The following is a 13792-nucleotide window of genomic DNA, read 5'->3' as shown; positions in this document are numbered from 1 at the left end:
GGTGTCATAACGCTGGCGAGCCTCGTCAGATATTCAAAAGGAGTTGCTGATGGAACTGCATGATACCCCGATGTTGCGCTATCTGGGCCAGCTCAGCCAGCCAGATCTCATACCGGCCACCGGCCCCGCCCACTGGTTCCTGCAACACAGGGACGGCGGCTGGCAGTTGCCGACCGTGCAGGCGACCCTGCCGGTCAACCGGCTCAGGGCCGAGCCGCTTCGATAGCGGCAGCCTTGCCCTCGATCTGGGGCAGGCTGAAACGATAGGCCACGTAGTACTTGTAGATGGTGCCGACATAGTTGATCGGCCCCTGCCCGACTTCGTTGGCCACCAGCTGATCCACGTTGCCAAACCAGACATTGGGATCGAGCCCCAGCTTCTCTGCCTTGCCCCGCAGCGCCTGCACCCGGTTCGGCCCCGCGTTGTAGGCAGCGAGGGCAAACAGGTGGCGGTTGAGCCGATCCAGCTTGGGATCATTGAAGTAGGTATCGAGGATCAACCGCATGTAGCGGCAGGCGGCCTCCACATTGCCCTCAAGGGTGGTCAGCTTGGCGCCATTGATGCCGACCTCCCGCCCCGTGCTGGGCAGCAGCTGCATGATGCCCACAGCCCCCTTGTGCGAGCGCACCTTGGGGTTGAGGCCGGACTCCTTGTAGCCGAGCGCCGCCAGCATCAGCCAGTCGAGATCGTATTTATTGGCGTGCAGCTCCAGCACCTTGCGAATGGTCGCCAGTCGCCCCATAGGATCCGGCGCCAATATATTGCTCATCTGATCACTGTGAACCAGCAACCGGCGCAGAGTCATGTCGCTATAAAGGCTGTTGCGGCTGGCACTCGCCAGATAGCCGTTGACCGCCTTGAGCAACTCGGGGCTGTTCTTGCGCAGTGCCCAGGCACTGGTGCCGTTGCTGCGCAGCGGCACCAGCTTGTGGGCCTTGAGGCCGGAGATCATGCCCCCCAGCCAGATCCGTCCCTTGTAGCTATCGGTCACCGTCAACGGGATGATGCCTGCGGCCACCATCTCCAGCAGATCGCCATCCTGCAGGTATTCGGGTACCGTCTCGATATAGACGGGGGGCAGCCCCAACTCGCGAAACAGCCAGTTGAGCTGGCGCAGACTCTCGTAGTAGCTGGAGCTGGCCCGCACCCAGACCCGACGGCCGGAGAGCTGGGTAATGCGGTTGAAGGCGGGCAGACTATTCTGGCTCACCACCCACTCTTCGATAGAGGAGATAAGCGGCCGGGAGAAGGCCACCTGCTCGCGCCGGGTCGGGGTCACCGTCATGGTCGCCGCCACCAGATCGCCGCGCCCCTCCGCCAGATAGTCCAGCAGCTTGTCCTGCCGCACCGGGATGTAGACCACCTTGAGCTTGACCTTCTCTTTGGCGAGATAGGTCTTGTTCAGCCAGCGCTCGAACCCTTGCAGCTGGTTGACCAGAATGCCGTACTGGGAGCCACGATCGAGAAAATAGAAGCCGCGCTCATAGACCACCAGGGCCCTGAGTTCGCGCTTTTGCAGAATGCTGTCGAGATCCCCGGGTTGGGGCAGACGCTGTGGCTTGAGATCAGCCGCCAGCAGGGGAAGAGAACAAAGGGCCAGTAGAGCCCAGATCCAGCGCCGCATCATGATGTGCTCACCTTCTGCAGCGCGATATCGGCTATTTGCCCACAAGAGAAACCGCTATAGAAGGTAGGTGTTACGGCAGAGATCCATCGCTGCGTCATCATATTTACGCCTTCTGTTGGCCGACTCGCGCCGGGCAAAAACGTCTGCGGGATAGAGTAACTATAGAACGCCGACCCACAGCAGAAGGGTCAACACGGCAGGCAAACCCTGCCGCGTTATCAGACCACTCAGATAGAGCGAGCCCGCATTTCGAAAATCAGTTTTTCAGCGGTACAGGTGAATTGCAGGCGGGCTTTCAGGATCACGCCGTTGGCGCCCTGGGTCAGTTCGCTGCTCACTTGAGCTTCGGCAGTGACCTGCTTGGCCAGTGCTTCATAGGCAGCCAGCTTGGTGCGGGCATCCGCCTCGGCAGCGGCTTCAATCACCAGATCCATCACATCGTCGCCTTCGCCGATGATGGTGCCGATCTCGGCAAAACAGCCACAGCTGTCACAGGTTTCGTTCAGTTCAACTTTCTCGTCTACAGACATTTTCTACTCCTACTGCTTATTTCGGATGATTTGCGTCGTCGCGCATCGCCTTGCGAAAATCTTTGATAGCGGTTCCCAGATCCTCACCTGCACTGGCCAGACGCTTGCTGCCGAAGACCAGCACGACAACCAGCAAGAGGATCAACATATGCCAGATATGAATTCCACCGAGTCCCATAGGGATACTCCCTCACAAAGAGATATCTGTTACTTATATCAAAATAGAACGCTGGGATTGTTGGGCAAAATCAAGGCGGGTGCAAGCGGGCAAATAAATCAGAGCCAAAAAATAGGGCGACCCTGAGGTCGCCATATTAAGTGTGCTACGTGTCCCCTCAACCGCTACATCCTGTACCAGTGGTTCATGCGAACCTGAGACCACTTGAGGATAAGGTCGCCAAGATATGAAAACAAATGGTATAAATTCATCTTAGAATTGAAAAGGATTCATATCATGCTACTGGAACAACTGGGTCGCATCGACCTCAACTTGCTAATCATCCTGCAAGTGCTGCTGGAAGAGCGCAATGGCAGCAAGGCCGCCCGCCGCCTCCATCTGAGTCAGTCAGCCGTCAGCAAGGCGCTCGGTCGCCTGCGCGATACCTTTGATGATCCCCTCTTTATCCGCTCCGCCTACGGGTTGGAACCTACCGGCCGCGCGCTGGCGCTGCAACAGCAGCTGCAACCCATTCTGTTGTCGCTCGACAACCTGATCCAGCCGCCAGAGTTCGACCCCGCCAGCTCAGAGCGGGAGTTCGTCATCGCCAGCATGGACAGCGCCTTCACCCTGTTTGCTCCGCTCTATCTGAGCGAGCTGAAACAGCAGGCGCCGCACATCCGTCTGCGTTATGAAGAGTGGACCGAAACCAGCCTGACCGAGATGAGCCAAGGGCAGGTGGATATCGCCTTCGCGGTGCGGGAGAACTGTATCAACTCGGATTACCGGCTCGACACCCTGCCCGGCAGTATCTGCCAGCGCCTGCTGGCCATCGACGATCTCACCTGCCTGGTGCAGCAACACCACCCCGCCCTGCGAGAGCCCAACTGGAATCTCGATCACTACCTCAGCTATCCCCATGTGCAGACTTACTGCGAGGGGCGGGATCGCTGGATGCTGGATCACAAGCTGGCAGAGCAGGATCTCTACCGGCGCATCGAGGCCACGGTCCCCTCGTTCGAGGCGGCGCTGCGGATCGGCATGCACTCCGATATGATCGTGACCCTCTCCAAACTCTATGCCCGCCATGCCACCCAGGTCTATCCGCTGTTGCAGCTGCCGCTGCCCCTTGAACTGGATAGCATCTCCCACCTGCTGATCTGGCATCAGCGCCATAGCGAGGATCCGGGCCACCGCTGGCTGCGGGAGACCCTGCTCGCCTTGATCATGAGCAAGCTGGAACCCACTGCTGTCGAACACGCCTGACCACAGGGTCTGCTTATCGCAGGCAGCAAAACGGGGCTCTCTGGCGGCCCCGTTCTCTCTATTTGAAGCTGTTGGTCGGTCAGTTCTGACCGGTGACCGCCAGGTAGTGGTGCACACCATCGAGCAGCATCTGCACCGAGATCATCACCAGCAGCATCCCCATCAACCGCTCCACCGCAGTGAGTCCACGCTCACCCAGCAACTTGTTGAATACCTCGTAGAACATCAGGATCACCGCGCTGGCAGCCCAAGCCATAAAGAGCGCCAGCGACCAGTCCACCATCCGGGTCGGCTCCTGATTGGCCAGCAACATCAAAGAGGCGAGGATCGAGGGGCCAGCAATCATCGGGATCGCCATCGGCACCAGGAAGGGCTCCTCGCCAGCAGCCAGTCCGGTCACGCCCCCTTCACTGGGGAAGATCATCTTGATGGCGATCAGGAACAGGATGATGCCGCCCGCGATGCTGACTGCCTCCTGCCGCAGGTTGAGGAACCCGAGGATCTGCTGACCGACAAACAGGAACAGCATCATGATGGCTAACGAGAAGAGCAGTTCGCGGATCATCACCTTGCGCCGCCGCTTGGGATCGATATGACGCAGGATGGAGAGGAAGACCGGCAAGTTGCCCAGCGGATCCATGATCAGAAACAGCATGACTGCGGCAGAAAAAGTATCCATACAACGCCCTGATTACGCCTTGAATAGGGAAAAGAGAAGGGGCGAAATATAACAAATGGCGCGCAGTTCAGCGAGCGCCATGATGCGCTCGCCAAGGGGTTAGCCGTGGTGGCAGATCTTGTCGGCATGGGTCTGGAAACCGTCGGCCGAGTCAATGAACTTGCCGCGGGCGGCCAGAAAATCGATCAGCGCTTCGGCATCCATCTCGCGGGCGCTGCAGGTATGAAAACGGGCATCAGCCCCGAACCGCTCCGTCATCGCCTGCTTGAGACTGGCACGGGTAAATTGCCCTCCCGTTGCCAGCATCATCTCCATCACTTCGTGACCATGTACCGATTGCGACATCTCTCACCTCAATAATAAACATATTTAATGTCTATTAAATCCTGCCCTGTTCTGAGGGATCTTGATATAGGCCAATAAATTGCGCATTACCTGACCAAGGGAGTAGTCACCATCTCCGCTTTGTCGATAATGTGGCAACCCGCCACAGGGATCGCTACACTGGCGCCCCTTTTTGACCATCGCAGACAATGTATAAGGATATTGGCGTCATGCAGTTCCATGGAGAGGCTTTCAAACCCTGGCAGATCTGGACCCGCCGCCCCCTCTGGCTCAAAACCCTGATCGGCATGCTGACAGGGGTTGCCCTCGGCGTCAGTTTTGAAGCACAGGCACTGCTGCTCAAGCCCCTTGGCGTCTTGTTCGTCAATACCATCCAGATGCTGATGGTGCCCCTCATCTTCTGCTCGGTCATTGCCGGTCTCACCTCCCTGCTCAAGGGCAAGGGGCTGGATCGCATCGGCAGCAAGGCGATATGCCTCTACTTCTGCTCGACCGCCATCGCCATCTGTATCGGCCTGATGATGGGCTGGCTGCTGGAGCCCGGCATGGGCGCCGACATGGGCCCCTATGAGCGGATCGGCATGTCGGAACCACCCACCCTGGCCAGCGTGCTGAGCCATCTGGTGCCCAGCAACCCGGTACAGGCGATGGTGGATGGCAAGATCCTGCAAGTGATCGTCTTTGCGGTGGCGCTGGCGGTCGCCCTCAACGCCAGCGGTCGCCGTGGCCGGCCCGCCATCCTCTTCTTCACCTCACTGGCGGAAGGGATGTTCAAGCTGACCCAGATGGTGATGGCGCTCGCCCCTTACGGTGTCTGCGCCCTGATGGCCTGGATGACCGGCAAGTATGGCCTCGACCTGCTGTTGCCGCTGCTCAAGGTGATCGGTGCGGTCTACCTCGGCTGCCTGCTGCACGTGCTCGGGGTCTACAGCACCCTGCTGCTTCTGCTGGCTCGGCTCAATCCGCTGCACTACTTCAAAAGCATCGTCGATGCCCAGGCCGTGGCCTTTACCAGCAGCTCCAGCAGCAGCACCCTGCCCATCAGCCTGGCCTGCGCCGAGAAGCGGCTGGGGGTCTCCCCCTCCATCACCGCCAAGGTGCTGCCCATCGGCGCCACCATCAACATGGATGGCACCGCCCTCTATCAGGGAGTCACTGCGCTGTTCGTGGCTCAGGCATTCGGGGTGGATCTGCACATGGTGGATTATCTGACCATCATCAGCATCGCCACCTTGGCCAGTATCGGCACCGCAGGCACTCCTGGCACCGGGCTGATGATGCTGACCCTGACGCTGACGGCGGTCGGTTTGCCACTGGAAGGGGTGGCACTGATTGCGGGCATTGACCGGATCCTCGACATGGCGCGCACCACGGTCAATGTTTCGGGGGATATTCTGGTGTCAGTACTGATCGCCCGCAGCGAAAAGGAGCTGGATCTGGCGATCTATCACGATGCCAGCGCAGGGGAAGATATCGAGTTCCCGTTGCGCTAGCGAAAGATCAGCTGTCGTGGGGATCGTGATGACAGCGCCAGCAGACGTCGAAGTTGGCGCCGTTCTCCTCCCCGCACTGGCCACACAGCCAGCCATTGCCCTGACGCTGCTGATAGCGCTCGATCACCCGTCCCGCCTTGCTGCGGTCCTCGGCCCGTACCATCAGGGTCACCTGCAACATATCGACCGGCAGCTCGCCAAACGCCCCTGACAAGCCATCGCCATTGAGGCGCACCGCCACCCCTTCCGCCTCCAACGCGCCTTTCAGGGCATGGGCCTCCAGAGTGTGAGAAGCGCGATAGAGATTGATCCAGTTATCCATAGCTCCCCCTTACAACAGCCTGTCGATGCCGAACTCGGCGCCATTTTCTACCATGAAATCGATGAAAGCACGCAGCTTGCGCGGCATCAGTTGCCGCTCCGGAAACAAAAGATAGATGGGCACTCGGGGCTGCTGCCACTCCGGCAGCAAGGCCACCAACTCGCCGCTGGCCAGCTCATCCTGACAGAGCATAGCGGGTAACGAAGCCACCCCCAGCCCCGCCTTCGCCGCCTCGCGAGCACAAGTAATGTTATTGACCCGGAAGCGAGAAGGCGGATCAACCAGCACCTCTCTACCATCCAGCTCGAAGCACCAGTGGGAGGCGAGAAAACTGCCGCTGACCTCAACCCGTTCATGCCGAGCCAGATCCTCCGGCTGCTTGATTGCCGGGCTACGCGCCAGATAAGCGGGGCTGGCACAGAGCAGCCGTCCGGTACTCCAGAGGCGGCGTGCCGCCAGATTGGAGTCGCTCATGTCACCAATCCGCACCACCGCATCCAGCCCTTCACTGATGGGGTCCACCACCCGGTTGGTGAGCTCCAGCTCCACCTGCAAACCGGGATAGGCCTGCAAGAATTTGGCGACCAGCCGCCCGACCACCAGTTGCCCCGTCTCGATGGGCACCGCCAGTTTGAGGGTGCCGGTCACCTCCTGCTGGCTGGCGCTCAGCATCAGCTCGGCTTCGGTCAGGGCATCGACCGCCTTGCTGCAGTGCAGATAGTACTGCTCCCCCTCCTCGGTCAGGGTGAGCTGACGGGTGGAGCGGTAGAGCAGCCGCACCCCGAGCCGCTGTTCCAGCTCGGCGATACGACGACTGACCATCGCTTTGGTCATTCCCAGCTCTTGGGCGGCGGCAGTAAACGAGCCTTTATCGACAATACGTACCAGAATTAACGCGGCATTGAGATCCATTGTTGCACCAGTGAAACTGTATATCTCGTAAATCAATACTAATCGAAACAGTTAGCCAGTGTTAGCCTGCCCGCCTTAAGTTCAGGAACCACAAAAATGAGTCAACATAAAAAAATCCCGCTACTGGCAGCCATGATATTGGCGCTGCTCGGTCTGCTGTTCGCCGGTTACTGGTATCTTCACGGCCGCTATTTTGAGAGCACCGACAACGCCTATCTCCAGAGTGAAGTGACCGGGATCAGCTCCAAGCTGCCCGGCTATATCAGCGAAGTGCTGGTCACCGATAACCAGCCGGTCAAGGCTGGCCAGCTGATCGCCCGTCTCGATGATCGCGAATACAGGACCAAGGTCGCGGAGGCCGAAGCCGACCTGCACCTCAATCAGGCAACGGCCGAAAATCTGGCGGCCACCCGCACCCAACAACTGAGTCTGATCCAGCAGGCCGAGGCCAAGGTCGTCTCTGCCAGCGCCGAACAGCTGCGCGCCAGCCAGCAGGTCAACCGGATCAGCCAGCTCAACCAGCGCCACTACAGCTCGCAAGACAGTCTGGACGAGGTGCGTGCCGGTCTGCAGGTCAATCAGGCGCAAGCCCAGGAGGCCAAAGCCGCCCTGCAGGCTGCCCGTGAACGGCTGCTGGTACTGGATGCCGAGCGCAAGCAGAACCAGGCCAAGCTGGCATTGAGCGAAGCACAACTGGAGCAGGCCAAGCTGGAGCTCGGCTACACCGAACTGCGGGCACCCGCCGATGGCATCATCGGCAAGCGCAGCCTGCGGGAAGGGCTCTACGTCCAGTCCGGCATGCAGGTCGCCAGCCTGGTGCCGCTGCAACAGGTGTGGGTCGAGGCCAACTTCAAGGAGACCCAGCTCGCCCATATGCAGCCGGGCCAGAAGGTCGAAGTGGTGCTGGATGCCTACCCGGATCAACCGGTCGAGGGGATCATCGACAGCCTGGCTCCGGCGACCGGCGCCAAGTTCGCCCTGCTGCCGCCGGAGAATGCCACCGGCAACTTCACCAAAATCGTGCAGCGGGTGCCGGTCAAGATCCGCATCCCCGAGCCGGGCCCGCTGGCTGGCAAGCTGCTGCCGGGCCTCTCCAGCGAGGTGATCGTGGATACCCGTACTCCTGAACCCGTGGTTGCCGCCAACTGATGGAACCCATTCCACGTCGCAACTGGATCGCAGTCATGGGGGGCCTTATCGGCGCCTTCATGGCCATCCTCGATATCCAGATCACCAATGCCTCCCTGAAGGACATTCAGGGGGCGCTCTCTGCCACCCTGAGCGAAAGCTCCTGGATCTCCACCTCCTATCTGGTAGCGGAGATGATCGCCATCCCCCTGAGCGGCTGGTTGAGCCGGGGGCTGAGCGTGCGCCGCTACCTGCTGTGGACCACCGGCGCCTTTATCGTCGCCTCCGTGCTCTGCTCGTTCAGCTGGAACCTCACCAGCATGATCGTCTTCCGGGCGCTGCAGGGCTTCACCGGCGGGGCACTGATCCCGATGGCCTTCTCCCTCATCGTCACCCTGTTGCCGCTACAGAAGCGGGCCACCGGCATGGCGCTGTTTGGCCTCTGTGCCACCTTCGCTCCCGCCATCGGCCCGACCCTCGGCGGCTGGCTCACCGAGCAGATGTCGTGGCACTACATCTTCTATCTCAACGTGCCGCCGGGACTGCTGGTGATGGCCATGCTGGCCCATGGACTGGACAAAAAGCCGGTGGACTGGGCCGTGATCAAGCGGGTGGATCTCATCGGCATCGTCACCATGGCACTCGGCCTCGGCTTGCTGGAGGTAGTACTGGAGGAGGGCAACCGGGAGGACTGGTTCGGCTCAAGCTTCATCGTGCGACTGGCGGTCATTTCGGTGGTGGCGCTGGTGTTCTTTGTCATCAGCCAGCTGATCCGCCGTCACCCGCTGGTCAATCTGCGGCTGCTGCACAACCCGCGCTTCGCGCTGGCCTGCTTCGCCTATCTGATCCTCGGCATGGCGCTGATGGGTTCCATCTATGTGCTGCCGCTCTACATGACCCAGATCCATAACTACAACGCGCTGGAAATCGGCGAGGTGCTGATGTGGATGGGGCTGCCGCAACTGCTGGTGCTGCCACTGGTGCCCAGGCTGACCCACAAGATAGACCCGCGCTATCTGGTGAGCTTTGGCTTTCTGATCTTCGCCGTCAGCTGTTTTATGAACGTCAACATGAGTGCCGACTACGCCGGGCCGCAACTGATCCAGTCGCTGATCGTGCGGGCGCTGGGGCAGCCCTTCATCATGGTACCACTCTCCCTGGTCGCCACCGCCAGTCTGAGCCACGACGAGATCCCCTCCTCCTCAACCCTGCTCAACGTGCTGCGCAACCTCGGCGGCGCGTTCGGTATCGCCATCATCGCGACCCTGCTCGACAACGATACCCGCACCCATGCACTGCAGATCGGCAGCACTCTGGCCGCCAGCAGTATCGAAGGGCAGAGCTACCTGCTACAACTGGCCCAGAGCATGATGGCGCAGGGCTCAGGCCCCGAGATTGCCCAGCAGCAAGCGCGGGCCATACTGGCCAACACCATCAACCGGGAAGCGGCCATCATGGCCTACAACCAGGTGTTCTACATCATGGGGATCTTCCTGCTGATCGCCAGCGGCCTGATGCTGTTGCTCAAATCCCCCGCCCCACAGACAGCGGATGCCGAGCCGCTAGAGGCGTGAAAAACAGCCGAGGCATAAAACGAAAAACGGGCAAGCGCCCGTTTTTCTTTATCTGTTACCTGCACTCAACCAGATGGCGTTAGCCCGCCAGCGACCCCGCGATCAGGAATTGCGCAGCGAAGTAGCTGCTCATGACCCAGGCGCGAGCGTGGGGAAAAGGCCGGCGGAAGCGATCGAGCGCTAGCATGCTGTCGGAGAAGAGGAACATCAGCGCCCCCACCAGAGCGGCGGCAGAACCGGCAGTGAGAGAGGCATGCCAGGCACCGGCGGCCACCCAGGCCATGCCGATGATCACCAGCATGTAGCAGAAGACCGGGATCCGCATCTCCCCCAGCTTGCCCCACAGCAGGCCAAATACCATGCCGGCGATCAGCAACAGCAGCAAACCATCCACCAGATTGAGCACCAACGGCCCCTGGGCAAAGCCGACGATATAGCAGAGATGCGCGACAAGAAATGCCGCCAACCCCTGAATGAAGCGATCGCTTGGCAGCATCAGCAGCACATCGCCCGCCAGCGAGAGGCAGAGACCGAGCAGGATCCAGGCGTGAGAACCGTCGTGGTCATAACTCTGATAGCCGAACGCCAACGCGATGATAAACAGCATGGTCAGCGGCTTGCTGATATAGAACTGGCGGCTGTCTGAACCGTAGGCGGCACGGATATGCCACCAACCTGAAGCGATGATCAAGAAACTCAATAACATGCCCTGCTCCTCACCTGTTGCTCGCAGTCATACGGCAACCGTTTTTATCATGGTGCAGGGTAACAAATTCCCTCCCCCAGTGGCAGGGGTGCTTATCAAATGGACAGACTAAGCCTAAAGTCTAATTGCCGCATCGAGTGGTTCAGGGCATAAGAGACGGGTCTGGAGGATCACCATGGAAGAAGCTATGAAAAACTATCTGCCCGCCATCGATATCATGATGTGCCATCTGGGGATCAGCTTTGAGCAGGCCTGCGAACAGCTGGGTCTCAGCCAGCAGGAGCAACAGGCACTGGATCAGTTGCAGCAACAGCAGAGCCAAGCCAACTAGCCCGTTCAAACACGCATACCAAAGAGAAGACCGCCAGCTGGCGGTCTTCTCTTTGGTATGCGTGATACCAGAAAAGCATCATGCAATGCCTGCCAGCAGGCGACTCCAGTTGCGTTTACCAGCGATAACGCCGTCCCGCAGGGCTCGGTACTCCAGTTGCAGCTTGAGGCTGTCATAGCGCGCCAGCGCCTTGCGCTTGCGCAGCTCCAGCAGCCGTTTGCGACTGGCATAGTAGTGTTGCAGCTGCTGGCTCAGCTTGTCGTACTCCTCCTGTAGCAGCGCCAGCCACAGTTCGCGATCTTCCTGCTTGCGCAATCTGGCTTGCGCCCGCTTCAGCTGCATCTGCAACCGGGCCTGCTCAATACGCTCCTCCGGTGAGGATCTGAGGTCCCCCGCCAGACCGCACCAGGAGGCGAGCCGGATCAGCCACTTGGTCGGATCGAACTGCCACCAGTGAATGCCGTTGCGGTAGTCATTCTCGAACAGGTGGTGAAAGTTGTGGTATCCCTCGCCAAAGGTGAAAAAGGCCAGGATGCCGTTGTCGCGAGCGGTATTGCGGTCGGTATAGGGCTGACTGCCCCAGATATGGGCCAGCGAATTGATAAAGAAGGTGGTGTGGTGAGTCATCACCATCCGCAGCACGCCCGCCAACAGCAGCATGCCTAGCAGGTCCCCGTGGATCAGGCCAAACAGCAGCGGCAGGCCCAGATTGGTCGCCAGCACCAGCGCCAGATAGTGGCGATGCTGAAACGCGACCACGGGGTTGTTCTGCAGATCCCGCACATTGCTGTAATCGCCATAGCGCTCTCCCTGATGCTCCCGCAACATCCAGCCGATGTGGGAATACCAGAAACCGCGCCCCGCGCTGTAGGGGTCTTTTTCGTTGTCATCCACATGGCGATGATGACGGCGATGATCGGCCGACCAGTGCAATGCCGAATTCTGCAGCGCCAACGCACCGCCGATGGCAAACAACCACTGCAAAGCGGGGTGCGCCTTATAGGCCTTGTGCGACCAGAGCCGGTGATAGCCTGCAGTGATGGAGAGACCACTCAGGCAGAACAACAACAGGAAACTGGCCCACTGCCAGAGATCGTAACCGTGGGTCACGCCGTACCAGGGCACGACAATCAGCGCCACTATCCCGGAAAGGGAGAACAGCAGGGTATTAGTCAAAATAATGGGGGGTCTGGCCATCTCATTGCATCCTTTCAGCGAACAGCTGTTAGCCATTTTCTATGGCGATTTCCTCACGGTCAATGGTAAAAAAGTAGGATACAAACCTGACCCCTGAGGCGCCTTCGGGTTATCATTTGGCCTCAATAAGCTGAAGGTGACTGATTTCGTGGGTATTCGCGCTCAACAAAAAGAAAAAACCCGGCGTACATTGATCGATGCTGCATTCAGCCAACTGTGCGCCAATCGGAGTTTCTCCAATCTCAGCCTGCGGGAAGTCGCTCGTGAAGCGGGTATCGCTCCCACCTCTTTCTATCGCCACTTTCGCGATATGGAGGAACTGGGCCTGACCCTGGTTGACGAAGGGGGTCTCACCCTGCGCCAACTGATGCGCCAGGCACGCCAGCGCATTGCCGGTGGTGGCAGTGTCATCAGCACCTCGGTGCAGACCTTTATGGAGTTCGTCGAGAACAACCCCAACATCTTCCGGCTGCTGCTGCGGGAGCGATCCGGCACCTCGGCCGCCTTTCGTCAGGCGGTAGCTCGCGAGATCCAGCACTTCATTGCCGAGCTGACCGATTATCTGGAAGCCACCACCGAAGCGCCACGGGAAGATGCCTACATCCAGGCAGAAGCCATGGTCACCATCGTCTTCAGTGCCGGTGCCGATGCACTCGACATGACCAGCGAAGAGTGCCGGGCACTCTCCGACCGTACAATTCGCCAACTGCGGATGATCGCCATGGGCGCCGAGGTACAAAACCAGAAGCGCCGTGAACCTCACCCATGACCACAGGATGGAGAACGACATGCCTGAACAGCTTATGATCCCGAAAAAACCGCTCGCCATGGCAATGCTGATTGGCATCTGTGGCGATGCCTCTCTGGCAGTGCTGACCAACTCGGTCGTGCCCTTCTCCTTCTTCCCGCTGATTGCCCTCTGGTTGGCAGCCTATCAGCTGTTCCAGCACTATCGCCATGAACCCATGGTGGGCAACACCCCCATCTGTACCCTGCTCTGCTTCTTTATCGGTGCTTTCGGCCACTCTGCGCTGCTCAAGGTGCAATACCCGGAACTCGGCAGTAACTTCTTCTCCCTGATCATGATGCTGCTGCTACTGGCGGCTCTCTCCATCAAGCTGGGCCTGAGCATTGGCAAGAAAGAGAAGCCCTGATAAATCGACCGAGTGATGGTAATCACCTGATAGATAAAACAAAGAGGCCTTCCCAACGGGAAGGCCTCTTTGTTTGCGCTGTACCTGATTAATCCGCCACGCCCGGCAATCGCGACATAGCCAACCTCGCCAGCGACGTGGCTTCAAGATCGACGTCCAGATGGAAGAGGGGGTGGTCAATATGGCACTGCCCTATAGCCAGCAAGCGGCAGAAGCCTGATTTGACCGCCTGTAGAGGCGTTCAAATGGCTGTTAATGAAGCTAATAAGGCTCTGATATAGCCAGGAGATGGTGGAAATAACCGGCTTTTTAGTTCTCTTGCGGCAGACAAAAGCAAGATATTGGCTGTTTAACACGCTAAAAACACCAA

Annotated in this window: 18 protein-coding genes; 8 read left to right on the top strand and 10 right to left on the bottom strand. The window is 59.2% G+C overall.

Going from position 1 to position 13792, the window contains the following annotated elements; genetic code table 11:
* Positions 1-49 precede the first annotated feature (49 nt).
* Positions 50-226, top strand: coding sequence for a hypothetical protein (locus tag LD28_RS23580; protein WP_005339947.1), 177 nt, complete (start codon positions 50-52; stop codon positions 224-226).
* Here LD28_RS23580 and LD28_RS0114620 read toward each other — a convergent pair.
* The 3 genes from LD28_RS0114620 to tatA all read right to left on the bottom strand — a co-directional run bounded on the left by LD28_RS0114620 (position 204) and on the right by tatA (position 2336).
* Entirely contained in the window at positions 204-1625 is a 1422-nt protein-coding gene (locus tag LD28_RS0114620) for an MltF family protein (protein WP_193354318.1), read from the bottom strand. The two genes, LD28_RS23580 and LD28_RS0114620, sit on opposite strands and share 23 nt — an antisense overlap.
* 230 nt (positions 1626-1855) lie before the next feature.
* Positions 1856-2158 (bottom strand): YfcZ/YiiS family protein, encoded by a 303-nt coding sequence (locus tag LD28_RS0114615; protein WP_033137682.1) that lies wholly within the window; start codon positions 2156-2158, stop codon positions 1856-1858.
* Positions 2159-2174: 16 nt separating this feature from the next.
* The gene (gene tatA / locus LD28_RS0114610) at positions 2175-2336 is read right to left on the bottom strand and encodes a twin-arginine translocase TatA/TatE family subunit (RefSeq protein ID WP_005339944.1); all 162 of its coding nucleotides are present in this window, start codon (positions 2334-2336) and stop codon (positions 2175-2177) included.
* Between the two features lie 276 nt (positions 2337-2612).
* Between tatA and LD28_RS0114605 the strand changes: the two genes are divergently transcribed.
* Positions 2613-3581 carry a LysR substrate-binding domain-containing protein gene (locus tag LD28_RS0114605; RefSeq protein ID WP_033137681.1) on the top strand — a complete coding sequence of 323 codons (969 nt, stop codon included), beginning with the start codon at positions 2613-2615 and terminating at the stop codon, positions 3579-3581.
* 79 nt (positions 3582-3660) lie between these two features.
* On the opposite strand, the gene LD28_RS0114600 is transcribed toward LD28_RS0114605, so the two are convergent.
* Together LD28_RS0114600 and LD28_RS0114595 are read right to left on the bottom strand one after the other, a co-directional pair.
* Positions 3661-4260, bottom strand: coding sequence for a YhgN family NAAT transporter (locus LD28_RS0114600; protein ID WP_033137680.1), 600 nt, complete (start codon positions 4258-4260; stop codon positions 3661-3663).
* Between the two features lie 99 nt (positions 4261-4359).
* Positions 4360-4605, bottom strand: coding sequence for a YecH family metal-binding protein (locus LD28_RS0114595; RefSeq protein ID WP_033137679.1), 246 nt, complete (start codon positions 4603-4605; stop codon positions 4360-4362).
* Positions 4606-4814: 209 nt separating this feature from the next.
* Between LD28_RS0114595 and LD28_RS0114590 the strand changes: the two genes are divergently transcribed.
* A complete protein-coding gene (locus tag LD28_RS0114590; protein ID WP_033137678.1) occupies positions 4815-6098 on the top strand; it encodes a dicarboxylate/amino acid:cation symporter in 1284 nt (427 codons plus the stop codon).
* 7 nt (positions 6099-6105) lie between these two features.
* Here the strand turns inward: LD28_RS0114590 and LD28_RS0114585 are convergent, their stop codons facing one another.
* Together LD28_RS0114585 and LD28_RS0114580 are read right to left on the bottom strand one after the other, a co-directional pair.
* Complete coding sequence (locus LD28_RS0114585; protein ID WP_033137677.1) at positions 6106-6420, bottom strand: putative signal transducing protein; 315 nt, start codon at positions 6418-6420, stop codon at positions 6106-6108.
* Between the two features lie 9 nt (positions 6421-6429).
* Entirely contained in the window at positions 6430-7332 is a 903-nt protein-coding gene (locus LD28_RS0114580) for a LysR family transcriptional regulator (RefSeq protein WP_033137676.1), read from the bottom strand.
* A gap of 96 nt (positions 7333-7428) precedes the next feature.
* On the opposite strand from LD28_RS0114580, the gene LD28_RS0114575 reads away from it, so the two are divergent.
* Both LD28_RS0114575 and LD28_RS0114570 read left to right on the top strand, forming a co-directional pair.
* A complete protein-coding gene (locus tag LD28_RS0114575) occupies positions 7429-8481 on the top strand; it encodes an HlyD family secretion protein (RefSeq protein ID WP_033137675.1) in 1053 nt (350 codons plus the stop codon).
* A complete protein-coding gene (locus LD28_RS0114570) occupies positions 8481-10034 on the top strand; it encodes a DHA2 family efflux MFS transporter permease subunit (protein WP_033137674.1) in 1554 nt (517 codons plus the stop codon). The genes LD28_RS0114575 and LD28_RS0114570 overlap by 1 nt, the downstream gene beginning before the upstream one ends.
* 79 nt (positions 10035-10113) lie before the next feature.
* Here the strand turns inward: LD28_RS0114570 and LD28_RS0114565 are convergent, their stop codons facing one another.
* On the bottom strand, positions 10114-10740 hold the full coding sequence (locus LD28_RS0114565; RefSeq protein WP_033137673.1) for a lysoplasmalogenase: 627 nt from the start codon (positions 10738-10740) through the stop codon (positions 10114-10116).
* Positions 10741-10927: 187 nt separating this feature from the next.
* Between LD28_RS0114565 and LD28_RS23130 the strand changes: the two genes are divergently transcribed.
* Entirely contained in the window at positions 10928-11071 is a 144-nt protein-coding gene (locus LD28_RS23130; RefSeq protein ID WP_162182404.1) for a hypothetical protein, read from the top strand.
* Between the two features lie 78 nt (positions 11072-11149).
* Here the strand turns inward: LD28_RS23130 and LD28_RS0114560 are convergent, their stop codons facing one another.
* Positions 11150-12268 carry a fatty acid desaturase gene (locus tag LD28_RS0114560; protein WP_033137672.1) on the bottom strand — a complete coding sequence of 373 codons (1119 nt, stop codon included), beginning with the start codon at positions 12266-12268 and terminating at the stop codon, positions 11150-11152.
* 148 nt (positions 12269-12416) lie between these two features.
* Here LD28_RS0114560 and fabR point away from each other — a divergent pair, with 148 nt between their 5' ends.
* On the top strand, positions 12417-13037 hold the full coding sequence (gene fabR / locus LD28_RS0114555) for an HTH-type transcriptional repressor FabR (protein WP_005339921.1): 621 nt from the start codon (positions 12417-12419) through the stop codon (positions 13035-13037).
* A 19-nt stretch (positions 13038-13056) separates the two neighbouring features.
* Complete coding sequence (locus LD28_RS0114550; RefSeq protein ID WP_033137671.1) at positions 13057-13422, top strand: YijD family membrane protein; 366 nt, start codon at positions 13057-13059, stop codon at positions 13420-13422.
* A gap of 176 nt (positions 13423-13598) precedes the next feature.
* On the opposite strand, the gene LD28_RS23715 is transcribed toward LD28_RS0114550, so the two are convergent.
* Positions 13599-13792 (bottom strand): hypothetical protein (locus tag LD28_RS23715; RefSeq protein WP_206538765.1); only part of this gene is annotated, 194 nt, incomplete at its 5' end.

The sequence above is a fragment of the Aeromonas finlandensis genome (assembly GCF_000764645.1).
Taxonomy (GTDB): Bacteria; Pseudomonadota; Gammaproteobacteria; order Enterobacterales; family Aeromonadaceae; genus Aeromonas; species Aeromonas finlandensis.
The sequence above is the reverse complement of the archived record's forward strand: the minus strand, read 5'-3'. Positions and strand labels throughout refer to the sequence as shown.